This window comes from Pseudogemmobacter faecipullorum (assembly GCF_020539525.1).
Taxonomy (GTDB): Bacteria; Pseudomonadota; Alphaproteobacteria; order Rhodobacterales; family Rhodobacteraceae; genus Pseudogemmobacter; species Pseudogemmobacter faecipullorum.
On the sequence record NZ_JACDXX010000002.1, the window covers coordinates 39,902 to 65,380 of the forward strand.

General features: G+C 63.0%; 25 protein-coding genes and 1 pseudogene. 19 read left to right on the top strand and 7 right to left on the bottom strand.

Translation table 11 applies throughout. The features are described 5' to 3' along the window. Positions 1–35: 35 nt before the first annotated feature. Positions 36–362 carry a thioredoxin gene (gene trxA / locus H0485_RS02000; protein ID WP_226933687.1) on the top strand — a complete coding sequence of 109 codons (327 nt, stop codon included), beginning with the start codon at positions 36–38 and terminating at the stop codon, positions 360–362. Between the two features lie 49 nt (positions 363–411). Here trxA and H0485_RS02005 read toward each other — a convergent pair whose 3' ends face one another. Next, complete coding sequence (locus H0485_RS02005; protein ID WP_226933688.1) at positions 412–1,119, bottom strand: spermidine synthase family protein; 708 nt, start codon at positions 1,117–1,119, stop codon at positions 412–414. Between the two features lie 348 nt (positions 1,120–1,467). Between H0485_RS02005 and hslV the strand changes: the two genes are divergently transcribed. The 9 genes from hslV (at position 1,468) to holA (ending at position 11,515) form a co-directional block, all read left to right on the top strand. Next, positions 1,468–2,025 carry an ATP-dependent protease subunit HslV gene (hslV, locus tag H0485_RS02010; RefSeq protein ID WP_226933689.1) on the top strand — a complete coding sequence of 186 codons (558 nt, stop codon included), beginning with the start codon at positions 1,468–1,470 and terminating at the stop codon, positions 2,023–2,025. Next, on the top strand, positions 2,022–3,101 hold the full coding sequence (locus tag H0485_RS02015; RefSeq protein WP_226933690.1) for a hypothetical protein: 1,080 nt from the start codon (positions 2,022–2,024) through the stop codon (positions 3,099–3,101). Before hslV ends, H0485_RS02015 begins: the two co-directional genes overlap by 4 nt. Before the next feature lie 3 nt (positions 3,102–3,104). Then, complete coding sequence (hslU, locus tag H0485_RS02020; RefSeq protein WP_226933691.1) at positions 3,105–4,406, top strand: ATP-dependent protease ATPase subunit HslU; 1,302 nt, start codon at positions 3,105–3,107, stop codon at positions 4,404–4,406. A 153-nt stretch (positions 4,407–4,559) separates the two neighbouring features. Continuing rightward, positions 4,560–5,753: an alpha/beta hydrolase gene (locus tag H0485_RS02025; RefSeq protein WP_226933692.1), complete on the top strand. Its 1,194-nt coding sequence runs from the start codon at positions 4,560–4,562 to the stop codon at positions 5,751–5,753. A gap of 32 nt (positions 5,754–5,785) precedes the next feature. Further along, positions 5,786–6,940, top strand: a complete 1,155-nt coding sequence (gene dapE, locus H0485_RS02030) for a succinyl-diaminopimelate desuccinylase (protein WP_226933693.1) — start codon at positions 5,786–5,788, stop codon at positions 6,938–6,940. Further along, complete coding sequence (locus H0485_RS02035) at positions 6,940–7,356, top strand: GNAT family N-acetyltransferase (protein ID WP_226933988.1); 417 nt, start codon at positions 6,940–6,942, stop codon at positions 7,354–7,356. The genes dapE and H0485_RS02035 overlap by 1 nt, the downstream gene beginning before the upstream one ends. A 63-nt stretch (positions 7,357–7,419) precedes the next feature. Beyond that, positions 7,420–9,978 carry a leucine--tRNA ligase gene (gene leuS, locus H0485_RS02040; protein WP_226933694.1) on the top strand — a complete coding sequence of 853 codons (2,559 nt, stop codon included), beginning with the start codon at positions 7,420–7,422 and terminating at the stop codon, positions 9,976–9,978. Next, positions 9,965–10,498 (top strand): LPS assembly lipoprotein LptE, encoded by a 534-nt coding sequence (gene lptE, locus H0485_RS02045; RefSeq protein ID WP_226933695.1) that lies wholly within the window; start codon positions 9,965–9,967, stop codon positions 10,496–10,498. The genes leuS and lptE overlap by 14 nt, the downstream gene beginning before the upstream one ends. 3 nt (positions 10,499–10,501) lie before the next feature. Further along, on the top strand, positions 10,502–11,515 hold the full coding sequence (gene holA, locus H0485_RS02050; RefSeq protein WP_226933696.1) for a DNA polymerase III subunit delta: 1,014 nt from the start codon (positions 10,502–10,504) through the stop codon (positions 11,513–11,515). Between the two features lie 91 nt (positions 11,516–11,606). On the opposite strand, the gene H0485_RS02055 is transcribed toward holA, so the two are convergent. Further along, complete coding sequence (locus tag H0485_RS02055; RefSeq protein WP_226933697.1) at positions 11,607–12,137, bottom strand: DUF3576 domain-containing protein; 531 nt, start codon at positions 12,135–12,137, stop codon at positions 11,607–11,609. A gap of 283 nt (positions 12,138–12,420) precedes the next feature. Here H0485_RS02055 and H0485_RS02060 point away from each other — a divergent pair, with 283 nt between their 5' ends. Both H0485_RS02060 and H0485_RS02065 read left to right on the top strand, forming a co-directional pair. Continuing rightward, the gene (locus H0485_RS02060) at positions 12,421–13,341 is read left to right on the top strand and encodes a porin (protein ID WP_226933698.1); all 921 of its coding nucleotides are present in this window, start codon (positions 12,421–12,423) and stop codon (positions 13,339–13,341) included. 154 nt (positions 13,342–13,495) lie between these two features. Continuing rightward, positions 13,496–14,152, top strand: coding sequence for a YggS family pyridoxal phosphate-dependent enzyme (locus tag H0485_RS02065; RefSeq protein ID WP_226933699.1), 657 nt, complete (start codon positions 13,496–13,498; stop codon positions 14,150–14,152). Here H0485_RS02065 and H0485_RS02070 read toward each other — a convergent pair. Together H0485_RS02070 and ribA are read right to left on the bottom strand one after the other, a co-directional pair. Next, entirely contained in the window at positions 14,143–14,667 is a 525-nt protein-coding gene (locus H0485_RS02070) for a L,D-transpeptidase family protein (RefSeq protein WP_226933700.1), read from the bottom strand. The genes H0485_RS02065 and H0485_RS02070 overlap by 10 nt on opposite strands. Then, on the bottom strand, positions 14,664–15,788 hold the full coding sequence (gene ribA / locus H0485_RS02075; protein WP_226933701.1) for a GTP cyclohydrolase II: 1,125 nt from the start codon (positions 15,786–15,788) through the stop codon (positions 14,664–14,666). The genes H0485_RS02070 and ribA overlap by 4 nt, the downstream gene beginning before the upstream one ends. A gap of 186 nt (positions 15,789–15,974) precedes the next feature. Between ribA and H0485_RS02080 the strand changes: the two genes are divergently transcribed. Beyond that, positions 15,975–16,661 carry a response regulator transcription factor gene (locus H0485_RS02080; RefSeq protein WP_226933702.1) on the top strand — a complete coding sequence of 229 codons (687 nt, stop codon included), beginning with the start codon at positions 15,975–15,977 and terminating at the stop codon, positions 16,659–16,661. Positions 16,662–17,112: 451 nt separating this feature from the next. Next, the gene (locus H0485_RS02085) at positions 17,113–17,901 is read left to right on the top strand and encodes an exodeoxyribonuclease III (protein ID WP_226933703.1); all 789 of its coding nucleotides are present in this window, start codon (positions 17,113–17,115) and stop codon (positions 17,899–17,901) included. A gap of 30 nt (positions 17,902–17,931) precedes the next feature. On the opposite strand, the gene H0485_RS02090 is transcribed toward H0485_RS02085, so the two are convergent. Next, positions 17,932–18,471, bottom strand: coding sequence for a TlpA family protein disulfide reductase (locus H0485_RS02090; protein WP_226933704.1), 540 nt, complete (start codon positions 18,469–18,471; stop codon positions 17,932–17,934). A 29-nt stretch (positions 18,472–18,500) separates the two neighbouring features. Between H0485_RS02090 and argH the strand changes: the two genes are divergently transcribed. From argH to H0485_RS02115, 5 genes are all read left to right on the top strand, one after another. Continuing rightward, complete coding sequence (gene argH / locus H0485_RS02095) at positions 18,501–19,904, top strand: argininosuccinate lyase (RefSeq protein WP_226933705.1); 1,404 nt, start codon at positions 18,501–18,503, stop codon at positions 19,902–19,904. A 44-nt stretch (positions 19,905–19,948) separates the two neighbouring features. Continuing rightward, positions 19,949–20,080 (top strand): argininosuccinate lyase, encoded by a 132-nt coding sequence (locus H0485_RS02100; RefSeq protein ID WP_226933706.1) that lies wholly within the window; start codon positions 19,949–19,951, stop codon positions 20,078–20,080. A 1-nt stretch (position 20,081) separates the two neighbouring features. Continuing rightward, positions 20,082–20,303 carry a hypothetical protein gene (locus H0485_RS02105; protein WP_226933707.1) on the top strand — a complete coding sequence of 74 codons (222 nt, stop codon included), beginning with the start codon at positions 20,082–20,084 and terminating at the stop codon, positions 20,301–20,303. 72 nt (positions 20,304–20,375) lie between these two features. Further along, the gene (gene lysA / locus H0485_RS02110; protein WP_226933708.1) at positions 20,376–21,641 is read left to right on the top strand and encodes a diaminopimelate decarboxylase; all 1,266 of its coding nucleotides are present in this window, start codon (positions 20,376–20,378) and stop codon (positions 21,639–21,641) included. Positions 21,642–21,686: 45 nt separating this feature from the next. Beyond that, on the top strand, positions 21,687–24,212 hold the full coding sequence (locus tag H0485_RS02115) for a TIGR02302 family protein (protein ID WP_226933709.1): 2,526 nt from the start codon (positions 21,687–21,689) through the stop codon (positions 24,210–24,212). 78 nt (positions 24,213–24,290) lie between these two features. On the opposite strand, the gene H0485_RS02120 is transcribed toward H0485_RS02115, so the two are convergent. Together H0485_RS02120 and H0485_RS21795 are read right to left on the bottom strand one after the other, a co-directional pair. Further along, positions 24,291–25,271: a hypothetical protein gene (locus H0485_RS02120; RefSeq protein WP_226934002.1), complete on the bottom strand. Its 981-nt coding sequence runs from the start codon at positions 25,269–25,271 to the stop codon at positions 24,291–24,293. Positions 25,272–25,322: 51 nt separating this feature from the next. Then, positions 25,323–25,418 (bottom strand): annotated as a pseudogene (locus tag H0485_RS21795) (zinc-ribbon domain-containing protein); the annotation flags it as partial. Positions 25,419–25,479: the final 61 nt, after the last annotated feature.

Genomic DNA, 25,479 nt, shown 5'->3' on the forward strand with positions numbered 1-25,479 from the left:
GCTTCTTTGCAACAAGAGATTTCAGGAGAACAGCCATGGGTGCTGGAACCGTTGCCGTTACCGATGCCACTTTTGACCAGGAAGTCCTTAAATCGGATATTCCGGTTGTGGTGGATTTCTGGGCCGAATGGTGCGGTCCCTGCCGGATGATCGGCCCGGCTCTGGAAGAGCTGGCCGCTGAATATGCCGGCAAGGTGAAGATCGTGAAGGTCAATGTCGACGAAAATCCCGACAGCCCGGCGCAGCTGGGTGTGCGCGGTATTCCGGCATTGTTCCTGTTCAAAAACGGCCATGTCCATTCGAATAAGGTGGGCGCAGCGCCGAAAGCCGCGCTCGACACCTGGATTAAAGCTGCGCTCTGAACCGGCGCGGATGCTGTGAAAACGGGCCCCTCGCGGGGCCCCTATGCATTCAGGCGGCCAGTTTTCGCGGCGCGGCCGTTGCCGCAATCGGCTCGGCACTGGCGAAATAGATATGATGCATGGCATCGACCCGGCCCGGCACCAGGGCAATATCCTCGCGCCGCCAGTGCCACTGCCCGGCGAGGAGCCGGGCCTCAAATCCCTCTGAGACCTCGGCCGACCAGAAGGCCACCAGCCCGCCCGGCGCGAGGGCCCGGCGCGCCCGTTCCAGCCCCGGATCGCCATAGATGCGGCCATTGTCATCACGCACCAGATTATCGGGGCCATTATCCGTATCCAGCAGGATCAGATCATAGCGGCCGGGGTTGTCTTCCAGCAGCTCGCTGACATCGCGGACCTGGGTCTCCACCCGCGGATCGCGCAGGGCATGACCGGTCAGCCCGGCCAGCGGCCCGTGATTCCAGCTGACAATGGCAGGGATCAGCTCGCAGACCGTTACCCGCGCCTCCGGGCGCAGCAGATCCAGCGCCGCGCGCAGGGTAAAGCCCAGTCCCAGCCCACCGATCAGCACCTCGCCGGGGCTGTACTGCATCAGCCTGAGGCTGCGCTCGGCCAGCACCGCTTCGGAATGATGGTTGAGGTTCGACATCAGCTCGATGCCGTTATAGCGGATTTCAAACAGAGTGCCGCGCTGGCGCAGCAGAATTTCGTCTCCGGCCAGGGTTGTGGCGCGGTCAAGTACAGTCCAGACAGACATGGCATTCCCCAATCAGCGTCCGGAGGGTGCCCTGGCACCGCTGGACGGATTTGTGACAGATCAGCGCGAGGAGACCGGGTTGCCGCAGCTGTAAGCGCGATGCTCAGCTCTGCCGCAACCCCGTGCCATGCCGGGCCCTGGTTCCGATCAGGACCGGATAGAGCGCAGAAGTATTCGAATGCTTCCGGTCAGACATTACAGGCCTCTTGCAGGGGCAGGGGAAAGCGCCCCTCAGGAAAAGACCGCCCGAACATGCCCCCCGGGGGGCAGGAAGTCCAGTCGGAGGCCTTACTTGTACGCCCGGCCGCTGCGTTCCATATAGGAACAAAGAGAAAGACGAGGCTTTTTATGGCGGATGATAAATTCCCCGGCTGGCATGGCACGACGATCCTTGCGGTACGCCGGGGCGGCGAGGTTGTGGTCGCGGGTGATGGCCAGGTATCGCTGGGCCAGACCGTGATCAAGGGCTCGGCCCGCAAAGTGCGCCGCCTCTCGCCGGGCGGGCATGATGTGGTGGTGGGCTTTGCCGGCTCGACTGCCGATGCCTTCACCCTGCTGGAACGGCTGGAGAAAAAACTTGAGGCCGCCCCCGGTCAGCTGGCCCGCGCCTGTGTTGATCTGGCCAAAGACTGGCGGATGGATAAATATCTGCGCAATCTTGAGGCGATGCTGATCGTCACCGATGGCGACCAGCTCTATGTGATCACCGGTGCCGGTGACGTGCTCGAGCCGGAATATGACATTGCCGCCATCGGCTCAGGCGGGAATTTTGCCGCTGCCGCCGCGCGTGGCCTGATGGAAACCGATTTTGACGCCGAGACCCTGGCCCGCAAAGCCATGGCCATCGCCGCCTCGATCTGCGTCTACACCAACGGCAATCTCACCGTTGAAAAGGTTCGCAAATGAAGGCTGAGGATCTGCGCGCCGGGGTTCAGGCCGGTATTCTGACCGAAGCCCAGGCCGCAAGCCTGGCGGCTCTGGGCGAGAAACGCGCAGGTCATCGCGCGGCCATGGCGGCCGAGGATGAGCCTTTTGAGTTTTTCAAAGGCTTTGCCGAGATTTTTGTCACCATCGGCCTGTCGATCCTGCTGACCGGGGTCTTTGGCGTGCTGACCCTGTTTGCCGGGGCGACGGCGCTGATCCTGTTGCCGCTGAGCGTCGCCGGGGTGGCCTGGTGGTGGGCGGGCTATTTCACGCTGAAACGGCGCATGACCCTGCCCTCGATGCTGCTGGCCGCCACCTTCGGGGCCGGGGTCTATTTCTCGGTCATGTCGATCATGTGGCAATATGGGCCGGTGATCCCGGGGCGCAGCACTTTCGTTCTGCCCCCGCTGGTCTCGGCGCTTGCCATGGGCTTGTGGTATCACCGTTTCCGGCTGCCCTTCTCGGCCTTCATCCTGGGCCTCTTTGCCCTTGCCACGCTTTATACGCTGACGCTTTCGCTCGAGAATATTGCGAATTTTGCGATTGCGGGGCGCAGTTCGGCCTGGAGTGCTTTCTTTGATCTGAATGAGAGCCCGGTCTTTGCCTTTGCCACCCTGGCCTTTGGCCTCGTGGCTTTCCTGGCCGGGATGTGGTTCGATATGAAAGATCCGCACCGGCTCGGGCGACATTCGGCGACGGCCTTCTGGCTGCATCTGCTGGCGGCACCGGCTCTGGTCAATACCGTGGCGCTGACGCTTTATAATTCCGGCGGGGCAACGGCGATGCCCCTGCTGATCCTGGCGCTGGCGGTGATCACCTTGCTGGCGCTGGTGATTGACCGCCGCTCTTTCCTCTCTGCCGCCATTGCCTATATCGCCATTGTTATCACCTGGATGACCGGCGAGGGCTTTGGCTCCTGGGTTGGCACGATGCTGATCCTTGGCGGGCTGATCACGGCCATCGGCACCTGGTGGGTGCAGTTGCGTGGCTTTGTTATGGCCCGGCTTCCCGACTTTCCCGGCAAAGACCGGCTTCCCCCCTATTCACGACCCGAGTGAGTTATGACTGACCTGACCCCCCGCGAGATCGTATCCGAGCTGGACCGTTTCATTATTGGCCAGCGCGAGGCCAAACGTGCCGTGGCGGTTGCCCTGCGCAACCGCTGGCGGCGCAACCGCCTGCCGGCGGAGCTGATCGAAGAGGTCTATCCGAAGAATATTCTGATGATCGGCCCGACCGGCGTCGGCAAAACCGAAATCTCCCGCCGTCTGGCAAAGCTCGCCAGGGCACCCTTCCTGAAGGTTGAGGCCACCAAATTCACCGAAGTGGGCTATGTCGGGCGCGATGTCGAAAGCATCATCCGCGATCTGGTAGATGTCGCCATTGTCGATACCCGCGCCTATATGCGCGATGAGGTGAAGGAAAAGGCCCGCCGCGCTGCCGAGGAGCGGGTGATTGACGCCATCGCCGGGAAAGACTCACGCGAGCAGACCCGCGAGATGTTTCGCAAGAAATTGCGCGCCGGCGAGCTGGACGAGACCGTGATCGAGATCGAGGTCGCCGAGCCCGGCCCCTCGATGCCGATGATGGGTGGCGGCGGCAATGGGATGGAGATGCAACTGCAGGGCCTGCAGGAAATGTTCGGCAAAGCCTTCCAGCGCACCAGCCGTAAGAAGGTCACAGTGATGGACAGCTATGATCTGCTGATCGGCCAGGAGGCGGATAAGCTTCTGGATGATGAGGCGGTAAAACAGGCAGCGCTGCAGGCGGTGCAGTCCTCGGGCATCGTCTTCCTCGATGAGATCGACAAGATCTGCGCTAAATCGGAGGCGCGCGGGGCTGAGGTCTCGCGCGAGGGGGTGCAGCGTGATCTGCTGCCGCTGATCGAGGGCACGACCGTCTCGACCAAGCACGGCCCGGTGAAAACCGACCATATCCTCTTCATCGCATCGGGCGCTTTCCATGTGGCCAAACCCTCGGATCTGCTGCCCGAGCTGCAGGGCCGTCTGCCGATCCGGGTCGAGCTTGAGGCCCTGTCTGAGGCAGATTTCATCCGCATCCTGACCGAGACCGAAAATGCGCTGACCCGGCAATATGCCGGGCTGATGCTGACCGAAGGGGTGAAGGTCAGCTTCACTGCCGATGGTATCGCGGCCATTGCCCGCCTCGCTGCCGAGGTGAACCGTTCGGTCGAGAATATCGGTGCGCGCCGTCTTTATACGGTGATGGAGCGGGTGTTTGAGGAACTGTCCTTTACCGCCCCCGACCGTGGCGGCGATGAGATCACCATTGATGAGGCTTTCGTCGAGAAAAACGTCGGCGCTCTGGCCCGTTCGGCCGATATCTCGCGCTACGTTCTGTAAGCGAAAACCGGGGCTGCAGGAGGATGCAGCCCCGGTCTTTTCAGGCGCCTTGTGCGGCGTAATACCAATTGTTACAGCCCTGACCGGTTCTCAGCCTGGCGGGAGCACGCGCGGGGGTTGACGCAAATGCATCCGGCGCGCGATGAAGTGCAGATGAAAGCTCTTATCGCCCTTGTGCTGATGTTCACCCTGGCCGCCTGCGGCCAGCGCGGTACCTTCACCCTGGTGGAGGAGTTGCCGCCCGAAAAAGCAGCTATTGCCGAGCAGAGTGCAACGCGGATGGCAATTTACGTCGGCACTTCGCGGCTTGAGGAAAACGGCGAATTTGGCTTTGGCCGCGCGGCTGTGGCGAGCTTCCTGCGCTATGATATTCTGGTGCCGGCCAATCATAAGGCGGGTGAGGTGACCTGGCCGCGCAATCTGCGCCGGGCGGATCCGGCGACGGATTTCCTGACCCTGGCCGACCGCAAATTCCCCGATGCAAAAGCCTTCCAGAGCGATCTGCGCGGTGCGCTGGGGCGGCGCGGGCAGCGCGATGTCGTGATCTATGTGCATGGTTTCAACAATACTATGGCCGAGAGCGTCTACCGTGTCGCGCAGATGCATCATGATCTGAAAGTCCCGGGTGTGGCGGTGCATTACGCCTGGCCCTCGCGCGGCTCGGCGCTGGGCTATGTCTATGACCGTGATTCCTCGCTCTATGGCCGTGACGGGCTGGAAGAGCTGATGAATCAGGTGGTCTCGGCCGGGGCCGAGCGGATCGTGATTGTGGCCCATTCCATGGGCGGGGCGCTGACGATGGAGACCCTGCGTCAGGCCTCGCTGCGTGGCGACAGCAAGGTGATGAGCCGGGTCGGCGGGGTGATCCTGATTTCTCCGGATCTTGATGTCGATCTGTTCCGCGCTCAGGCGCGGGCGATGAAAACCCTGCCGCAGCCCTTCCTGATCTTTGGCAGCAACCGCGATTCCATCCTGAATCTTTCTTCGCGGCTGGCAGGCGCGCCCGACCGTCTGGGCAATCTGAAAGATCTGAGCGTGATAGCGGATCTGAAGGTCACCTATTACGACACCGCTGCCTATAGTTCGGGTTCGGGGCATAATAACCTCGGCACCTCGCCGGCGTTGCTGCAGCTGCTGGGCGGGATCTCAAACCTTGATGCCGCCTTCCGGGCCGAGGCCGATTCACGGGTGGGGCTGCTGCCCGGAGTGGTGCTGACGCTGCGCAATGCGACCGGTATCGTGCTCTCGCCGGTTGAGGCAGTCGCCTCGGGCACAGAGCGGGCGCGACAGCGATATCGCAGCGACAGCACCAGCACAGAGATTGCCCCGCGCTCTGTGGCGAATTAGACCAAGGGCATCACGCCTGAGGATGATTTGCCATGACCGCTCGCCCGCCTGTCGATCCCGTTGCTCTGACCGCTGCCCTGATCCGCTGCAATTCGGTTACCCCGGCTGAGGGGGGGGCGCTGGTCCTGCTCGAAGAGCGGCTGAGTGCTGCGGGGTTCAGCTGCACCAGAGTGGATCGCGGCGGGATCTCCAATCTCTTTGCCCGCTGGGGGCTGAAAGGGGCGAACCGCTCTTTTGGCTTTAACGGCCATACCGATGTGGTGCCGGTGGGCGACCGCAATGCCTGGACGGTGGATCCTTTCGGTGCCGAAGAGAAAGACGGCTGGCTTTATGGCCGGGGGGCAGCCGATATGAAATCGGGGGTGGCGGCCTATGTCGCGGCGGCGATTGATCTCGTGCAGAATAATCCTCCCGATGGCGCGCTGGTTCTGACCATCACCGGCGATGAGGAGGACGTGGCCGAAGACGGCACCGTCGCGCTGCTCGACTGGATGGCGGCCAATGGCGAGCGGATGACGCATTGCCTCGTCGGCGAGCCGACCTGCCCGGACACAATGGGCCAGATGATGAAAATCGGCCGCCGTGGCTCGCTGACCGCCTGGTTCACCGCCGAAGGGGTGCAGGGCCATTCCGCCTATCCGCATCGCGCGAAAAACCCGATGACGGCGCTGGTAAAGCTGATGGCACGGCTGGAGGAAAAGCCGCTGGATGAAGGATCGGATCATTTCGATGCCTCGACGCTGGCGATCACCACCATCGACTGCGGCAATCCGGCCACCAATGTGATCCCGGCACGCGGCCAGGCGACGGTGAATATTCGCTATAATGATCTTCATACCGGCGAGAGTCTTGCCGCCTGGATCGGGGGCCATGTCCGTGCGACTGAGGCTGAAACCGGGGTGAAGATCACCGCGACAGTTAAATCCTCGGGCGAAAGTTTTGTGACCCCGCCCGGAGATTTCTCGGAGCTGATCCGTAAATCGGTGCTGGCCGAGACCGGCGTCAGCCCGGAATATTCCACTTCCGGCGGCACGTCGGATGCGCGTTTCGTCAAGGATCATTGCCCGGTGGTCGAGTTCGGCCTGGTGGGCAAAACCATGCATCAGGTGGATGAACGGGTTGAGATAGCGCAGATCCACCAGCTCAAGGCGATTTATGCCCGGATCCTGAAAGATTACTTCGCGTGATCCGCATTGCGCTGACCGATGACCTCGCCGCCTGTCGCCTGATCCGGCGGCGGGTGTTCATCGAAGAGCAGAATGTCTCCGAAGCCGATGAGCTCGACGATCTGGACGGGGTGGCACTGCATCTGCTGGCCAGGGATCAGACCGGGCCGCTCGGCACGGCGCGGCTGCTGATCGGGGGGGAAACCGGCAAGATCGGCCGGGTGGCGGTGCTGCAGCAGGCTCGGGGCAGGGGCCTGGGCCAGGCGCTGATGCGCGAGGCCATCGCCGTGCTGCGTGCCCGTCCGGGGGTGAAAAAGGCAAAGCTCGGGGCGCAGCTGCATGCGCTGGGATTTTATGAGGCCCTCGGCTTTGTGGCCTTTGGTCCCGAGTACGATGATGCCGGTATTGCGCATCGTGATATGGAACTGACGCTCTGATCCTTTACCTCTGGCCTTTGCGGGGGTAATCCCTCCTCGTCCCGCTCTCGAGAGGCTTTTTCCATGTCGCGCTACGAACCTTCGGTCATCGAACAGAAATGGCAAACCGCCTGGAAAGAGGCCGGGGTCTTTACCGCGAAAGCTGATGCGTCAAAGCCGAAATATTACGTGCTTGAGATGTTCCCCTATCCGTCGGGGCGCATCCATATGGGCCATGTGCGCAATTACACCATGGGCGATGTGGTGGCGCGCTTTAAATCCTCCTGCGGCTTCTCGGTTCTGCATCCGATGGGCTGGGACGCTTTCGGCATGCCTGCCGAGAATGCGGCGATGGAGCGGGGCGGTCATCCCAAAGACTGGACATATGATAATATCGCGGTGATGAAGGGGCAGATGAAGCCGCTTGGCCTGTCGATTGACTGGAGCCGCGAATTCGCCACCTGTGACCCGGAATATTACGGCCAGCAGCAGGCAATGTTCCTCGATATGCTGGAAGCGGGCCTCGTCTATCGCAAGGCCGCCGTGGTGAACTGGGATCCGGTCGATATGACGGTTCTGGCCAATGAGCAGGTCGAGAATGGTCGTGGCTGGCGCTCGGGCGCGCTGGTCGAGCGCAAAGAGCTGACCCAGTGGTTCTTCAAAATCTCGGATATGGCCGATGACCTTCTGGCATCGCTGGAGGGGCTGGAAAACTGGCCCGAGAAAGTCCGGCTGATGCAGGCGAACTGGATCGGCAAGAGCCAGGGGCTGCAATTTGCCTTCGACCTCGTCGATGCGCCTGCCGGCCATGAAAAACTCGAGGTCTATACCACCCGTCCCGACACGCTCTGGGGCGCAAGCTTTGCCGGGATCTCGGTCGATCACCCGCTGGCGAAGCTGCTGGCCGGGAAAAACCCGGCGATTGCTGATTTTGCCGCTGAATGCCGCAAGGGCGGCACCACCGCCGAAGAGATCGAGACCGCCGAGAAAGTCGGCTTTGACACCGGGCTGCGGGTGAAACATCCGCTTGACCCTGCGGTCGAGCTGCCGGTCTGGATCGCCAATTTCATCCTGATGGATTACGGCACCGGCGCTATCTTCGGCTGCCCGGCGCATGACCAGCGCGATTTCGAATTCGCCAGCAAATATGGCCTGTCGATCACCCCGGTCTTCGTGGCTGAGGGCGGTGAAGAGGCCGTCCTGAGCGAGCCCTTCGTGCCCGCCAAATCTGAGCGCGTAGAGTTCATCCGTAATGTCGCGGGCGAGGCGGTGAAAACCGGCGAGCAGGCGATTGTCGATGCCATCGCTCTGGCCGAGGAAAAAGGCTTTGGCAAAGGCGTGACCAAGTTCCGCCTGCGCGACTGGGGCCTGTCGCGTCAGCGCTACTGGGGCTGCCCGATTCCGGTCGTGCATTGCCCGGATTGCGGCGTGGTGCCCGAGAAGAAAGCAAATCTGCCGGTTGAGCTGCCCTATGATGTGACTTTCGATCGTCCGGGCAATCCGCTCGATCGTCACCCGAGCTGGCGCGATACTTCCTGCCCGGCCTGTGGCCAGGCGGCGAAACGTGAAACCGATACGATGGACACGTTTGTGGACAGCTCGTGGTATTATGCCCGCTTCACCAGCCCGCGTGCCACCACGCCGACCGAGGCGGGCGAGGCGGAGTACTGGATGAATGTCGACCAGTATATCGGCGGCATCGAACATGCGATTCTGCACCTGCTCTATTCGCGCTATTTTGCCCGGGCGATGAATGTCACCGGCCATCTGCCTGCGAAATCGCGTGAGCCTTTCAGCGCCCTGTTCACGCAAGGCATGGTGACGCATGAAATTTATAAGACCAAAGATGCCAATGGCCGCCCGGTCTATCACCTGCCCGAAGATGTGATCCGTACGGAAAACGGCGTGACCCTGGCCGATGGCACGGTGGTTGAGGTCATCCCCTCGGCCAAGATGTCGAAATCCAAGAAAAACGTCGTCGATCCGATGTCGATCATCGCCTCTTACGGGGCCGATACGGCACGCTGGTTCGTGATGTCGGACAGCCCGCCCGAGCGTGACATTGAATGGACGGCTTCGGGGGCCGAGGGCAGCAATAAGCACCTCAGCCGGGTCTGGACGCTTTCGGACCGGGTGGCTGGCATGCCGGCGGATCACCAGGGCAGCGCGGATCTCGAGCTGCGCAAGGCGGCGGCCCGCGCGGTGGGTGAGGTGACGAAATCGATTGAGGGCTTTGCCTTCAATAAGGCCATCGCGGCGCTTTACGGCTTTACCAATTTCATCGCCCGCGCCGATGCCTCGGCCCCGGTGATGCGCGAGGCTTTGCGCATACTGGCGCAGCTGATGCAGCCCATGACCCCGCATCTCGCCGAAGAGGTCTGGGCGATGCAGGGCGGCGAGGGGCTTTGCGCCCTGGCCCCCTGGCCGAAGGCCGATCCGGCGCTCCTCGTCGATGATACCGTTACCCTGCCGATCCAGATCAATGGCAAACGCCGGGCGGAAATCAGCGTGCCGAAAGATATGGACAAGGCCGAGGTTGAAAAACTGGCGCTGGCCCATGAGGATGTGGTGAAATTCCTTGCCGGCGAGCCGGTCAGGAAAATCATCGTAGTCCCGGGGCGTATCATCAATGTCGTCGTCTGATCTGACCAGGCTGAAACGTCGTTCACTGCTTGCATTGCCGCTGGCGCTGGCCGCCTGCGGCTTTGCGCCGGCCTATGAAAAGGGCGGGCTGACTGAAGGCCTGTTCGGGACTGTGCGTGCCGCAGATCCCGACAGCAAAGAGGCCTTTGCCTATGTGCAGCGCATTGAAGAGCGGCTCGGGCGGCCTGAGCGGCGGCTCTATGATCTGGATTACACCATCACCACCAACAGCATCGGCGTTGGCATCACCTCGGATAACCGCACCACGCGCTATAATCTTGAGGGGCGGATTTCCTATACGCTTCGCAATGCGGCGGGAGAGCATCTGGTGACCGGCACGGTGCAGAGCTTTACCGCCTTCTCGGCCACCGGCTCGACCGTGGCGATGCTGGCGGCGGAAGAGGATGCCCGGGTGCGGCTGATGCGGATCCTTGCCGATCAGACCGTCTCGCGGCTGATGGCTGAGCTGGCGGTGCTCTATAAACAGGGCCGGATCACCGCCCCCGTTTCCGCGCGCTGAGCCATGCTGCTGCGCGGGGTCGAGGCCCGGAATTATTTCGCAAAGCCGGATCCGAACCGGGCCGGGCTGCTGATCTTTGGCGCTGATGCCATGCGGGTGGCGATGAAGCGCCAGGAGGTGATCCTGGCGCTGATCGGCCGCGAGGGCGAGGGCGAGATGCGGCTCTCACGGCTCTCGGGCGGCGACCTGCGCCGCGACGGGGCGGCGCTTTCCGATGCGATGCGGGCCTCGGGGTTTTTCCCCGGTCAGCGCGTGGCCTTTGTCGAGGATGCCACCGATGGCCTGTCAGATGCGATCGGCGCGGCGCTGAAGGAATGGCGCGCGGGCGATGCGGTGATCGTGGTCACTGCGGGCGAGCTGAAAGGCAAATCGGCGCTGAAAACGCTGTTTGAGAAACATCCCCATGCGGTCTGCATCGGTCTTTATGATGATCCGCCGGGCCGCGATGAGATTGAGGCCGAGCTGAAGAAAGCCGGGCTGACGCAGATCAGCCCCGAGGCGATGAATGATCTGAATACGCTGGCCCGGGCGCTCGATCCCGGCGATTTCCGCCAGACGCTTGAAAAGATTTCGCTTTATAAATGGCGCGATGCCACACCGCTGAGTCCGGCAGAGGTGGCCGCGCTGGCCCCCGCCACGATTGAGACCGAGGTGGATGAGCTGTTGAATGCGGTGGCCGAGGGTCAGGGACGCCAGGTCGGGCTGCTGATGCAGCGCATTTCCGGCCAGGGGGTTTTGCCGGTGACGCTCTGCATTCAGGCGCTCCGGCATTTTCGCAGCCTTTATATCGCCGCCTGTGATCCCGGCGGGGCCTCGTCAGGGCTGATGAAAGCGCGGGTCTTCGGGCCGCGCCGCGACCGGATGCAGAATCAGCTGCGTCAATGGGGGGTGCGGACGCTGGAACCGGCGATTGCCGATCTGGTCGAGGCCGATCTCACTTTGCGCTCCAGCGCCGGGGTGCCGGGTCTGGCGCTGATGGAGCGGGTGCTTTTGCGCATCGCGATGATGCGGCGCTGAGACCGCAGCCGATTCGGATGCTGAAACCAGCGGGCCGGACAGAAAAGGGCGGGGAATTCCCCGCCCTGAATTATTCTTGCCAGAGAAAGGGTCAGAGCCGGCTGTCGCGGATCCGCAGCTGGCGGGCCCGGGTCAGAATCGCATCCTCAACCGCCCGCACCGTATCGGGCGAAACCGCGCCGCCACCCTGGCTTTGCAGCGACAGGCGCAGGCTGCGCGCTTCCAGTGCCGGATCCTGGACATAGATCGTGGCACGATAGGCGCGGCCACCGCCCGGTGGGCGGCCATAGCCGGTGACGATCACGCCGGTGAAGGGATCGACGGTCTCAATCGGCAGGAAGTTCAGCACCTCAAGCGAGGCCTGCCAGAGGTATTTGTTCACCTCGACGGTCACATTGGGCTCGCGTGAGCTGAAAAGACCCCAGATCGTGCCGCTTTTCTGCCGGGCCTCGGCTTCACGCCGTGACATAGTGACCGGCGCTTTCTGCGTCTGGGCGAAGCGGGTCTCTGCGGCGCCGGACTGATCCTGGCGGGTCTCGCCATTTCCGAAGGTGCCGCAGGAGGCGAGACTAAGAAGCATCGCCCCGCTGAGCGCGAGACGCGCGGCCTTTGCCTGGAACATCGGGATCTCCTGCTCAATATAGAAGGCTGTCTAACTGAGCGCCCTTAAGCGAACAAGGCTTTTTGCCTTGCTGTGGCGCCGGGGTGGCGCCCGGCAGCACAGAGAGGCGGGAGTGTGGCCGGAGAAGGGCACTGTGTCTTTGCTGCACCATCGCCTCGCCGTTTCATCCCTTTGACCGGCATGAAGATTGCAATCTGGCCCGCCGGGGCAGAAATACGATGCATACCCAGATCGGATTCCCCTGATCTGGGCGACATCCTTAGAAGATAATCGAGGGAAAACGATGAAAAAGCTTCTTATCGCGACCACCGCTCTGGTTGCTGGCGCTTCGGCAGCCGCTGCAGACGTGACCATCTCGGGCTACGGCCGTTTCGGTCTGGAATATGTTGAAGACCGCGGCGTTGGCCTGGAAGACACCCAGATCGCTTCGCGTCTGCGTCTGAACATCGACGCCACCACCGAAACCGATGTCGGCGTGACCTTCGGCGCTCGCCTGCGTTTCCAGAACAGCGACTCGGCTGGCGAAACCACCGGCAACCAGGCTCGTTTCTCGGTTGGCTATGAAGGCCTGAACGTTCAGGTCGGCAACGTCGACACCCCGTGGGACTCGGTTGGCCTGACCTATGACTCGGAAATGGGCTTCCAGGATTCGTCCTTCGGCGACGCACAGGCTCCGTTCTTTGCATACAATTCGACTGGCGACGCAGCGCTTGACGGTTATACCGGCATTGCAGCAACCTATTCGATCTCGGGTGTGAACCTGTATTTCGCATATGTTGATCCGGACCAGACCATCGACAACCCGCTGGGCTTCGAAGAAGAAATCAGCATCGCGGCTGACTGGACCAATGGCCAGATCTCGGTTGCTGCTGCCATCCTGAAGGACGGTGCTGGTATCGCAGACAACGACCAGTTCTTCCTCGGCGGTGCATATTCGTTCGGCGACGCAAAAGTCGGCCTGAACTACTATGACTACGACCTGGCTGACTCGAACCAGGTTACCCTCTACGGTAACTATGCATTCGGCGCGACCACCCTGCGTGCATACGTTTCGGAAATGGACATCCCGGGCGTTGACACCGACACCGCATACGGCATCGGCGCTGACTACTCGCTCGGCGAAGGCGCTCGTCTGTCGGGCTCGATCCAGTCGGGCTTCGCTGGCGAAAACGTTGCTGACGTTGGCGTCCGCTTCGACTTCTGATCTGCAAAGATCCTGAGGTTAAGGAAAGAGCAGGCTTCGGCCTGCTCTTTTCTTTTGTCGCCCTGGCCTGACGCAAGCCTGGCTTTCGGGCGGGCTTGCTTTCCTTTGCCGGGCCGGCTCATTACTCTCAGCCGCAAGCAGAAGGAGAGGGCCGATGTCACTGGCAGAGATCACCGCAAGGATCCGCGATTCCGAGGCAGAGGCAGGGCGCGCGCCCGGATCGGTCACGCTGATCGCCGTCTCAAAAGTGCAGCCTCCCGAACGGGTTGAGGCGGTTCTGGCCGAGGGGCAGCGGGTGTTCGGTGAGAATTATGTCCAGGAGGCCGGGTTTAAATGGCCAGGCTGGCGTCAGGAGTATCCCGGGGTTCAGCTGCATATGATCGGGCCGTTGCAGACCAATAAGGTCAAGGTCGCGGTCGAGCTGTTTGACGTGATCCATACCCTCGACCGGCCCTCTCTGGCCGAGAAGCTGGCCCGGCTGGCCGAAACCCGTGGCAGCTCGCCCGATCTCTTCATTCAGGTCAATACCGGCGAAGAGGCGCAGAAAGCGGGAATTCTGCCCGGCCAGGCCGATGACTTCATCGCGGCCTGCCGGATGATGGGCCTGCCGGTGGTCGGGCTGATGTGTATCCCGCCCGAGGATGAGCATCCGGCGCCGCATTTCTCGATGCTGGCGGGGATTGCCGAACGCAACGGGCTGACCGGCCTGTCGATGGGGATGAGCAGCGATTTTCAGACCGCGATTGCCCATGGTGCCACCCATGTGCGGGTTGGCAGCGCCCTTTTCGGATCGCGCGCCTATCAGAAATAGGGCACGATCAGCCGGGTCTGGCCGGGGATAATGGCCCTGGCAATCCGCAGCAGATCACGGCGGGCAAAAGCGATGCAGCCCGCCGTCGGCGCAACCCGCCGCCGCCATGTATGCAGAAAGATTGCCGAGCCCTTGCCGGGCCGGGCCTCGGGCCAGTTCCAGTCGGTCACCAGCACCAGATCATAAAGCGGATCGGCCCGGCGCAAAGCCTCATGCGAAAACGCATAGGGGGCGCGGACATGCTGATTATAGGCCGTATCGCGGCTGTCATCGGACCAGAGATCCCCCGGCAAAATCGGCTGGGCCCAGGCCGGTACGGCGGTGCGGGGCAGGCGGTCGGGGCGGAAAAGCGCGCCCATGATCCGGTGCAGCCCGGCCGGAGTTGCGCCATCCCCCTCACGTTTATCACGCGTAATGCCGCTGCGGCCGATGGTGCAGGGGTAGCGGCGGCCCTGGAACCGCAGCCCGGTCGGGCTCAGCACCAGATCGGCGGGGCTCTGGCCGGGAAGGATCACAGCAGATGGCCGGATTTGGCGGCTTTGGTCGCCAGATAGGCCGCATTCTCGCGGGTTTTGCCGACCTGCAGCGGCACGCGCTCGACCACTTTCAGCCCGCAGCTGTCGAGCATCGCCACTTTGCGCGGATTATTGGTCAGGAGCCGCACCTGCGAGAAGCCCAGACCGCGCAGCAGTTCGGCGCCGATGCGGAAATCGCGCTCATCATCCTCAAAGCCGAGGCGGTGATTGGCCTCGACCGTGTCAAAGCCCTGATCCTGCAGCGAATAGGCGCGCATCTTATTGGCGAGGCCGATGCCGCGCCCCTCCTGGTTGAGATAGAGCAGCACCCCGCCGCCGGCCTCGCCCATCTGGGACAGGGCAGCATGAAGCTGCGGGCCGCAATCGCATTTCAGCGAGCCCAGCACATCGCCAGTGAAACAGGCTGAATGCAGCCGCGTCAGCACCGGCAGGTCGCGGGAAGGCTGGCCGATCTCAATTGCGTAATGCTCATCCCCGCCGTCATCGGGGCGGAAAATATGCAGCCGCCCCGCCCCGGCCAGTGCCATCGGCAGGCGGGCGGCAACCACATCATCGAGCGGTACAAGGCGCGACATTGCGGGCAGGGTCTCGTCGAGGCGCAGGAAGGTAAGGCCATATTCCCCGGCCAGGGCCAGCGGATCCGGGATTTTAACCAGCAAAGCGGCGGGCAGCAGCCGCGCTGATTTCGCCAGCAGAACGGCGGCACGGTGCAGGGCGCCCGAGCCACCGTAAAGACCGCGCACCGGGCCTTTCATCGGCACCCTGAGGTCATCCTGGGGATCGGCAATGGCGCGCAGCCAGGCGGTATCGGCGCTGGCAGGCACCGCGATCCGCGCGATGTCACCATCGCAGGCAAAGGCCTTCAGCGTCTCGGCCCGGTGCCCGGTCAGCGCCAGTTCCGGCGTTCCAAGCGCGCGCAGCCCCGCCAGCCGGGCCGGGTCCAGCGCCTCGATTGCCACGGCGAGGGCGGCCTCCCCATCCCCGGCCAGCACCACCGGCACCCCCATACGCAGGTCGCCACGGGCACGCGCCAGGCGCTCGGTCACACCAGGGCCAAGCGCCGCAAGGGCAGGGGAGGGGGCAGAAGGGCTGAGGGTCATCGCGGATACTCCTGACCAAGGTCTACCCAATGCGCAGGGGGGGGGGAAGCCGCGAGGCCCGGAAAGCATGACAGGATTGAAATATTTACCGGCAAAGCGACACGAGGCCGTGAGCGAATTGTTGCAAAGCTTGTGGGAACCAGCACCGCGCCGCATGTGTTGATCACGCAATTGAAAGGACCAGCCATGGCCCAGCTTCGTAAGATTTTACTTGTTGATGATGATGACGATCTGCGCGAAGCGCTGTCGGAACAGCTTGTCATGACCGAAGATTTTGACGTCTTCGAGGCCCGCAGCGGTGCGGAAGGCATGGAGAAGGCGAAAGCCGCGATCTACGATCTGGTCATTCTGGATGTGGGCCTGCCTGATACTGACGGGCGCGAGCTCTGCCGCCGGATGCGCAAATCGGGGGTGAAATGCCCGATCATGATGCTGACCGGCCATGATACCGATTCGGATACCATTCTTGGCCTTGATTCCGGTGCCAATGATTATGTGACCAAGCCGTTCAAATTCCCGGTGCTTCTGGCGCGGATCCGGGCCCAGCTGCGCACCCATGAGCAGTCGGAAGATGCGATCTTCCAGCTTGGCCCCTATTCCTTCCGCCCGGCGCAGAAGCTGCTGGTGGATGAGAAGGACCGCAAAGTCCGGCTTACGGAAAAAGAGACCAATATCCTCAAGTTCCTCTATCGCGCTCAGTCGGGTGTGGTGGCGCGTGATGTGCTTCTGCATGAGGTCTGGGGCTATAATGCCGGGGTCACCACCCATACGCTCGAAACCCATATCTACCGCCTGCGGCAGAAGATTGAGCCTGATCCCTCGAATGCGCGGCTGCTGGTTACCGAGAGCGGCGGCTACCGCCTCGTTGCCTGAAAATCGCCTGATTCATCTGATATCAGGGTCTTTGGCCGAGTCTGTGTCCCGAAGATCAGAGCAGCGGTGCCGAGATCACACCGAGATCCCCTTGTCATGTCGGGGTTATGACATGACGACCTCCCTGTTGGACTGGCCGGGCCACTTGCCCGGCCATTTTTTGTATCCGGACCCGCGGGGATGGCGCCGGTCAGGTTAACCATGTTGCGAAGGCGGCACGGAGGGGTGGCAAAAATGCTGCATTCCGCCCGTCTCGCGCTTTGGTAGAAACTAAACTTATCAGTTCGGATTGGGAATCGTGCTATAAACAGTTTCCTCCCTGTTGGACCTTGCCCGGTGCATTGCGTGTGTAAACGCAGCTCCGGGCTTTCTTTTGACGCCCCCCCGGCCTAGTGTCGCGCCGCTGTCCGGTTTGCCCTGGTCAGCAGATCTGCATGACAGGAGAGACCGGATGCCCTTCACCCTTGCCACCTGGAACATCAATTCCGTGCGGCTGCGCGAAGCTCTGGTCAGTCGTCTGCTGACGGAATCGGCCCCCGATATTCTGTGCCTGCAGGAGATCAAGACGCCCCTGGAGCTGTTCCCCTATGAGGGCTTTGCCGCGCTTGGCTATCGCCATGTCGTGGCGCGGGGCCAGAAGGGCTATAACGGCGTGGCAATCCTGTCAAAACTGCCGCTCGAAGATGCCGGAGACCGCGATTATGCCGCGCTCGGCCATGCCCGGCATGTGGCGGCCAAGCTGGAAAATGGCGTCACCATTCATAATTTCTACGTTCCCGCCGGTGGCGATATTCCGGACCGCGAAAAGAATGTGAAATTCGGCCAGAAGCTCGATTTCCTGACCGAAATGCGCGACGCTTTCCACGCCGATAATCCGGCGAAATCCATCATGGTGGGCGATCTGAACATCGCCCCGCGTGAGGATGATGTCTGGAACCACAAGCAGCTGCTGAAAATCGTCAGCCATACCCCGATTGAGGTCGAGCATCTGGGCGCAGCCCAGGAGGCCGGGAAATGGGTCGACATTACCCGCCAGGACATTCCGACCGGTAAGCTTTATTCTTGGTGGAGCTATCGCTCGCCCGACTGGAATGCCGCCGATAAGGGCCGCCGTCTCGATCATATCTGGGCGACGCCCGATATTTCCAATGCGGCGCATGGCTCGCGCATTCTGCGTGATGTGCGTGGCTGGGAGCAGCCCTCGGATCACGTGCCGGTTCTGGCCACATTCGATCTGTGAGGGCGGGGCTCAGCCGGGCGGAACCTGTGCTTATCCGCCCGCGACCAGCGCTTTCAGGATGGCTTTGGCGTTATCGCTGTCCCAGACCGCATCACCGATCAGCCGGGCGACCTCTTCGCCTTCGGGGTTCACGATCACCGTGACCGGCATCGCCATCACCCCCATCTGCCGCCCCAGCGCCGCGCGCGGGTCGCGCAGGATCGGCAGATTTTTCAGCCCGGCCTGGTCGTAGAAACGACGGATCGCCGCAGGTTCATTGGCCCCGGTGGCGAGCGGCACCACGGCGATTTCAGGCATATCGGCCTGCAGCTGATCGAGCGAGGGCATTTCCTCGCGGCAGGGCACACACCATGTGGCCCAGAAATTCAGCACCATCCATTTGCCGGCATAGGCCCCGAGCGAGGCGGGCTGATCGTCAATGGTCAGCAGTTCGGCCGCCGGAATCGCCACAGGTGCCTCATGAAAGGCCAGTTTGCGCATATCCCCCTCGCGCAAAGCGGCCGGATCTGCCAGGACCGCATTTGCACCAAGCGCGAGGCCGGTATAAAGCACCGCCAGTAGTTTTCGCACGCCCTTCTCCTATTCCGAGGCCCAATCGCATGTCTGACCAGGACCAGTCCAAAGCCGCAAACCAGATGTGGGGCGGTCGTTTCGCCGAAGGGCCGGATGCGATCATGACGGCAATCAATGCCTCGATCGGCTTCGACAAACGGCTCTATGCCCAGGACATTCGTGGCTCGCGCGCCCATGCTGCGATGCTCGCAGCCCAGGGCATCATCACCGATAACGATGCACAGGCGATCGGGGAAGGCCTGCTCACCGTCTTGTCAGAAATCGAGCGCGGCGCGTTTGAATTTAAGACCGAGCTGGAAGACATCCACCTGAACGTTGAATCGCGCCTGACCGATATGATCGGCGAGGCTGGCAAGCGTCTGCATACCGGGCGTTCGCGCAATGACCAGGTGGCGGTCGATTTCCGCCTTTGGGTCCGCGATCAGTGTGATGCTGCGATCTCGGGCCTGACGGCGCTGATGCAGGCCTTTATCTCACAGGCCGAGGCTGGCGCCGATATGGTGATGCCGGGCTTTACCCATCTGCAGACCGCGCAGCCGGTGACCTGGGGTCATCATATGATGGCCTATGTCGAGATGTTCGCCCGCGACCGCTCGCGGTTTGAGGATGCGCGCAGGCGGATGAACGAATGCCCGCTCGGCGCGGCGGCCCTTGCCGGCACCTCCTTCCCGATTGACCGCCATGCCACGGCAGCAGCACTCGGCTTTGACCGCCCGACCGCGAACAGCCTCGATTCGGTGTCGGACCGTGACTTCGCGCTGGAATTCCTTGCCGCGGCCTCGATCTGCGCCATGCATCTGTCGCGCTTTGCCGAAGAGCTGGTGATCTGGTCCTCGGCCCAGTTCCGCTTCGTGCGCCTGTCGGACAAATGGACCACCGGCTCGTCGATCATGCCGCAGAAGAAAAACCCTGATGCGGCTGAACTCCTGCGCGCCAAGCTGGGGCGGATTCTGGGGGCAACGGTGGCGCTCTTTACCATTATGAAGGGTCTGGCGCTGACCTATTCCAAGGATATGCAGGAAGACAAAGAACAAGTCTTTGACGCGGCTGACAATCTGATGCTGGGCCTGGCAGCGATGACCGGCATGGTCTCGGATATGGCGGCGCAGACCGAAAATCTGCGTATTGCTGCCGCAAGCGGCTTCTCGACCGCGACCGATCTGGCCGACTGGCTGGTGCGTCGCCTCGGCATGCCGTTCCGCGAAGCGCATCACGTCACCGGCGCGCTGGTGGCGCTGGCCGAGAAAGCCGGGATCGACCTGCCGGATCTGAGCCTCGCGCAGATGCAGAGCGTGCATGCTGAGATCACCGATGAGGTGTTCACCGTGCTGGGCGTCGAGAATTCGGTCAATTCGCGCCTCTCTTATGGCGGGACCGCGCCGGTCCGGGTGCGTGAACAGATCGCACGCTGGAAAGCCTCTCTGGCCTGAGACAAGCTGCCCCGGTCCCGCACCGGGGCCGAAAGGAAAAGATCATGCGACCTCTCCTGCTGATCGTGACACTTGCCTCGCTCGCCGGTTGTGGCGTGGCGGGGCAGCCCTCGCATCCGGCGCAGAAAAACACCTTTGAGCACCGGCTGAGCATCGGCGCTGCGACCGGGTTCTGAGATGAGACCCCGGCGCGCCGTGCTGCTGCTGCTGCTTTGCCTTGCCGCCTGCGCGCAGCCGCAGCAGGTGGTTGATCCGACCATCGGTATGCATATCGGCTCTGACGGCAGGGTTTACCCTTCGGTTGCCGGATCGGCAGGCGGGGTTACGCTGGGTGCGGGCAGCGGCGGCGGATTTGTCGGCACCCGTTTCGGCCCGCTGCGCCTCTCGGCCGGGTTCTGAGCGCGCCGAATTGCTTATACGCTGCCCTCTGCTATAGCAGGCGGGAAATTCAGACGAAAAGGCGCAGCCGCAATGGATCACTTCCTCTATCGTGACGGGCTTCTTCATGCCGAGGATGTGGCAATCCCCGAGATCGCAGCAGCGGTCGGAACGCCGTTTTACGTCTATTCCGCAGCCACTCTGACCCGGCATTATCAGCTGTTCACCGATGCTTTGTCGCCGCTGCCGCATCTGGTCTGCTTTGCGATCAAATCTTTGTCGAATGTTGCGGTGCTGAAGCTGCTCGGCGATCTTGGCGCCGGAATGGATGTGGTTTCGATCGGGGAATATCTGCGTGCCAGGGCGGCGGGCGTGCCGGGCGAGCGTATCGTTTTCTCGGGCGTGGGCAAAACCCGCGCCGAGATCCGGGCGGCGCTGGAAGGCGGGATCCGTCAGTTCAATGTCGAATCTGAGCCGGAGATGCGGGCGATTTCAGAAGCGGCTGTAAGTCTTGGTAAAATCGCGCCGATCACCGTGCGGGTGAACCCCGATGTCGATGCAAAGACCCATGCGAAAATTGCCACCGGAAAATCCGAGAATAAATTCGGCATCCCGATTGCCAGAGCCCGCGCGGTCTATGCCGAGGCGGCAAAGCTGCCGGGTCTGAAGATCGTGGGCATTGATGTGCATATCGGCAGCCAGCTGACCGATCTTGCGCCCTTTGAGGCGGCTTTTACCAAGGTTGCGGAACTGACCGCACAGCTGCGTGCCGACGGGCATGAGATCTCGCGTCTTGATCTCGGCGGCGGACTCGGCATTCCCTATGAGCGCTCGAATGAGGCACCGCCGCTGCCGGTGGAATATGGTCAGATGATCCAGCGCACGCTGGGCCATCTGGGCTGCGAGATCGAGATTGAGCCGGGCCGGCTGATCTCCGGCAATGCCGGTATCCTCGTCTCTTCGGTGATCTGGGTGAAAGAGGGCGAGGGCCGCGATTTTCTGATCCTTGATGCGGCGATGAATGATCTGGTGCGCCCGGCAATGTATGAGGCGCATCACGACATTATTCCGGTGGTGGAGGCGGCGCCGGGGACGGAAAACCACCCCATCGATGTGGTCGGCCCGGTCTGTGAGACCGGCGATACCTTCGCCAAACAGCGCAATCTGCCGGCACTGGCCCCCGATGATCTGGTCGCTTTCCGCTCGGCCGGGGCCTATGGCGCGGTGATGGCCAGCGAATATAACACCCGTCCGCTGGTGCCTGAGGTGCTGGTGAAGGGGGATCAATTCGCTGTCATTCGGGAACGCCCTACCTTTGACGAAATTCTGGCGCGCGATAAGGTTCCGGCATGGCTTTAAGGGCCGGGCCGGGTTTTTGGCCTGGCAATCCGGATCGGAGAATGGATGGCGGAGCAGCGGCATAGGCCAGAGACAGAGGGCGGTATCGGGAGCAAAGCGCTGAGGCAGCTGGCCTGGCCGCTGCGACTGACGCATCTCGGGCTCTGGGCCGAGCGGCTGAGCCGGGCGTTCTGGCCGCTCTGGACCCTGGTGCTGCTGGCCCTGTCGGCAGCGGCTTTCGGGCTGCAGGATCTGGGCACGCATCTGCAGGTTCAGACCGGCCTGGCGCTGACGGGCCTGCTGGCGCTGCTCGCCCTTGTGCTGGGCTTGCGCCAGTTCCGCCGCCCGACCCGGGCCGAGGCGCTGAACCGGCTTGATGCCAGCCTGCCGGGCCGTCCGATCAGCGCTTTGCAGGATCAGCAGCTGATCGGGGCCAGGGATCCCTTGTCCGAAGGGGTCTGGCGGGTGCACCAGGCGCGGATGGCAGCCCGGCTGGCCGAAGCAAAACCCGTCGCACCGGATCTGCAGCTCTCATCGCGCGACCCCTATAGCCTGCGCTATGTCGCCCTTACGGCGGCGGTGATGGCGGCCTGTTTTGGCTCATTCTGGCGCGCGGCAGAAGTGACCGGGGTGACCCCCGGCCCGGCGCTGGCCGCTGCTGGCGGGCCGGCCTGGGAGGGCTGGGCCCGCCCGCCGGCCTATACCGGTCAGCCGACGCTTTATCTCAATGATATCCAGGCAGGCGAGGTGCAGATCCCGGTCGGCAGCCGTATTCAGATCCGCCTTTATGGCGAGGCGGGCGGGCTGAGGGTTGAGCAGAGTATTGCTCAGGTCGCGCCGCCCGAAGCCGCAACCGGAGCCGGGGATGCTGTGCCGCAAGGCCTTGGCGGGCTGAGTGAACTGCTGGTCAGCCAGTCCGGACGGCTGGAGATTGCAGGGGCTGGCGGGCGGGAATGGCAGGTCATCGCCACCCCGGATCTCGCGCCGGAAATCACCTTATCGGGCGAGATGAAGCGCGAGGCCGCTGGCCGGTTTAAGCAGGAATTTACCGCCTCAGATGATTATGGCGTGACCGCCGGACAGGTGACGATCAGCCTTGATCTGGCGAAGGTTACCCGGCGCTACGGCCTTGAGCCGGAGCCGGAACCCTTTGCCCCGGTGGTACTGGATCTGCCGATGCCGGTAAAAGGCAATCGCAGCGAGATCAGCCAGACCATTATCGATGACCTCTCGGAACATGTTTTCGCCAATCTGCCGGTGGTGATGCAGTTTGAGGTCACCGATGCGGCGGGCAATCACGGCGCGGCCGCGCCCTATGCGGTGACGCTGCCCGGCAAACGCTTCTTCGATCCGACGGCGGCGGCGGTGGCCGAGATGCGGCGCGATCTGCTGTGGAACCGCGAAAACCTGCCGCGCCTGTCGCAGCTGCTGAAGGCGATTGGCTATCGCCCTGAAGAGCTGCGCGCGCAGGAAGCTGCCAAACGCCTGCGGGTCGCGGTGCGCGCTATGGACAGGCTGCCGCAGCCGCTGAGCGATGCTGATCGTGACCAGGTGGCGGCAGAGCTCTGGGCGATCGCCTATCTGTTTGAGGAGGGCGATCTGGGCTCGGCGGCTGAACGGCTGGAGCGCGCCCAGCAGCGGCTGGAAGAGGCGATGAAAAACGGCGCCTCGCCGGAAGAAATTGACGAGCTGATGAAAGAGCTGCAGCAGGCCATGCGCGATTATATGCGTGAGCTGGGCCAGCAGCCCCGGGACCCTTCGCAGCAGGGCGGCGGCGAATCGCGTGAGGTCACCCAGGACCAGATCCAGCAGCTGCTCGATGAGATCGAGCGGCTGATGAAAGAGGGCAAGACCGCCGAAGCCATGGAGAAGATGGAGCAGCTGCGCGCGCTGATGGAGAACCTGCAGATGCAGCAGGGGCAGGGCGAGGGCGAAGGCGAGGGACAGGGTGGCCAGGGCGCGATGCGCGATCTGGGCGAGACGCTGAAAAATCAGCAGGGCCTCTCGGATGAGGCCTATCGCGGCATGCAGCGCGGTCGAAATGGTGGCCAGGGCGGCGAGGGCCAGAGCGGCGAAGGTCAGGATCCGGGCGAGCTGGCCGACCGCCAGCGCGAGCTGCGCGACAAGCTGAACGAATTGCAGAATGGCCAGCTGCCCGGCGATGGTTCTGAGAAAGGCGAGGCCGGGCGTGACCGGCTGGGCGAGGCCGAACGCGCGATGCGTGAGGCCGAGGAGGCTTTGCGCGAAGGCGATCTTTCCGGCGCGCTGGATAAACAGGCCGAGGCCATGCAGGGGCTGCGCGAGGGGATGAAAGACCTTGGCGAGGCGATGAATGACCGCGAGCGCCAGCCGGGAGGCGAAGGCGGTGATCAGCCACCCCGCGATGCCCGGCGCGTCGATCCGAATGCCACCGATCCGCTTGGGCGCGAGCCGGGCGATTCGGCGCGGATCGGCTCGGACCGCAATATGGTCGAGAATAACCCTGATCAGCGCGCCCGGCAGCTGCTCGATGAAATCCGCCGCCGCTCGGGCGAGGCTGAACGCCCGGATGCAGAGCTGAACTATCTGAAGCGCCTGCTGGAGCTGTTCTGAGGCGGGCCCCGGAAGAGTGAACTGAAAAAGCCCGGGCGCGCTGCAGGCGGCCCGGGCTTTCCTGTCAGTTCAGCATAGTCAGCCGCCGGAACCGGGCCTGAGCGCCTCAGAGGCGCGGTCCATCACCCCGTTCAGCCAGAGCCGCAGCCCGTCGATCAGGCTGACATAGCTGTCGAGTGGCGCCTTTGCCGAGGGCAGCGCCGCCCCGATCCGGTCGGACAGCACATAGGCGATGGTGCCGAGGCCGAGCACGACCAGCGCCAGCACAAAGCCGGAGCGGAAACCGCTGCTGCGCGTCAGATCGGGCAGGGCTTCCACCTCGGCATCGGCGTCAAAGCCGTTTTCCTCGGGCTTCAGCGTCGAATTGATCTCTTCGACATCGGGCAGAAGGTCACGGCGCGGCTGCGCGGGGCGGGGGCTTTCCCCGGCCGGAACCGGCGTGGGCGGGTCGTCTTCCAGATCCTCACCGCGCAGCATGGCAAGGCGCTTTTGGGCCGCGCTCAGCACCGGGGCGGGCGCAACCGCCTGATCAAGCCCCAGATCGGGCTGGGTCTGCATTTCGGCTTCGGCGGCAAGGCGGCGATTGGCAAGCCGCTGCGCCTCAAGGCGCCGCGCTTCGGCCTCAAGCTCGGCCTCTTCGCGCAAAATTGCCAGCACGCTGTCTTCCAGATCGCGGCGCGAGGCGGGCGCAGGCGGGGCGGGCGGCACCGGCGGTGGCGCGGGGCGGGCGGCCCTGGTCTCGCGCAGAGCTGGCGCCAGGGGCTCATCCTCATAGCCAGCATCGCCCGCGTCATCCCCGGAGGCTTCATGCGCCGCGAGCAGATCCGCGAGGCGCGTGTCAGCCGGATCAGACCCTGGCGATGGCGCGCTGAGCGGTGCAGCAGGCCTTGCTGTACTCAGTGGCGGCGCGGGAGGGAATGAGGGCAGGGGCGGCTGGGCCGCCTCATGCGGCGGGTTTTCTTCCTCCCAGTCCTGGCTGCCACCGGGGAAGCTGTCATAGCTGCGGCGTTCGGAAGTATAGGCCGCATCCTCAGCTGCCGTCAGGGCAGGGGGCTGCATCCCGGAGAGCGGGTCCGGTCCGGCAGTGGCGGGATGCTGAAACCACGCATGGCCGCAACCGGAACACTGAACGTCACGGCCTGCCTCAGGGATTGCATCATCCGGCACTTCATACTTGGCATCACAATTTGGACATGCCAGCTGCATCCGGCCCTCACCCGATAATAGCGCTTTAATATTTCTAACTATTATACGTGCGACGTCCAGG

Bases quoted from the DNA above. Each gene is read 5' to 3' on its own strand.
- H0485_RS02065 (WP_226933699.1), top strand. From the start codon at position 13,496: ATGTCACTGGCAGAGATCACCGCAAGGATCCGCGATTCCGAGGCAGAG.
- H0485_RS02080 (WP_226933702.1), top strand. From the start codon at position 15,975: ATGGCCCAGCTTCGTAAGATTTTACTTGTTGATGATGATGACGATCTG.
- lysA (WP_226933708.1), top strand. From the start codon at position 20,376: ATGGATCACTTCCTCTATCGTGACGGGCTTCTTCATGCCGAGGATGTG.
- lptE (WP_226933695.1), top strand. From the start codon at position 9,965: ATGTCGTCGTCTGATCTGACCAGGCTGAAACGTCGTTCACTGCTTGCA.
- H0485_RS02055 (WP_226933697.1), bottom strand. From the start codon at position 12,137: ATGTTCCAGGCAAAGGCCGCGCGTCTCGCGCTCAGCGGGGCGATGCTT.
- H0485_RS02015 (WP_226933690.1), top strand. From the start codon at position 2,022: ATGAAGGCTGAGGATCTGCGCGCCGGGGTTCAGGCCGGTATTCTGACC.
- leuS (WP_226933694.1), top strand. From the start codon at position 7,420: ATGTCGCGCTACGAACCTTCGGTCATCGAACAGAAATGGCAAACCGCC.
- trxA (WP_226933687.1), top strand. From the start codon at position 36: ATGGGTGCTGGAACCGTTGCCGTTACCGATGCCACTTTTGACCAGGAA.
- hslV (WP_226933689.1), top strand. From the start codon at position 1,468: ATGGCGGATGATAAATTCCCCGGCTGGCATGGCACGACGATCCTTGCG.
- dapE (WP_226933693.1), top strand. From the start codon at position 5,786: ATGACCGCTCGCCCGCCTGTCGATCCCGTTGCTCTGACCGCTGCCCTG.
- ribA (WP_226933701.1), bottom strand. From the start codon at position 15,788: ATGACCCTCAGCCCTTCTGCCCCCTCCCCTGCCCTTGCGGCGCTTGGC.
- holA (WP_226933696.1), top strand. From the start codon at position 10,502: ATGCTGCTGCGCGGGGTCGAGGCCCGGAATTATTTCGCAAAGCCGGAT.
- H0485_RS02060 (WP_226933698.1), top strand. From the start codon at position 12,421: ATGAAAAAGCTTCTTATCGCGACCACCGCTCTGGTTGCTGGCGCTTCG.
- H0485_RS02005 (WP_226933688.1), bottom strand. From the start codon at position 1,119: ATGTCTGTCTGGACTGTACTTGACCGCGCCACAACCCTGGCCGGAGAC.
- H0485_RS02100 (WP_226933706.1), top strand. From the start codon at position 19,949: ATGCGACCTCTCCTGCTGATCGTGACACTTGCCTCGCTCGCCGGTTGT.
- H0485_RS02025 (WP_226933692.1), top strand. From the start codon at position 4,560: ATGAAAGCTCTTATCGCCCTTGTGCTGATGTTCACCCTGGCCGCCTGC.
- H0485_RS02105 (WP_226933707.1), top strand. From the start codon at position 20,082: ATGAGACCCCGGCGCGCCGTGCTGCTGCTGCTGCTTTGCCTTGCCGCC.
- H0485_RS02120 (WP_226934002.1), bottom strand. From the start codon at position 25,271: ATGCAGCCCCCTGCCCTGACGGCAGCTGAGGATGCGGCCTATACTTCC.
- H0485_RS02085 (WP_226933703.1), top strand. From the start codon at position 17,113: ATGCCCTTCACCCTTGCCACCTGGAACATCAATTCCGTGCGGCTGCGC.
- argH (WP_226933705.1), top strand. From the start codon at position 18,501: ATGTCTGACCAGGACCAGTCCAAAGCCGCAAACCAGATGTGGGGCGGT.
- hslU (WP_226933691.1), top strand. From the start codon at position 3,105: ATGACTGACCTGACCCCCCGCGAGATCGTATCCGAGCTGGACCGTTTC.
- H0485_RS02115 (WP_226933709.1), top strand. From the start codon at position 21,687: ATGGCGGAGCAGCGGCATAGGCCAGAGACAGAGGGCGGTATCGGGAGC.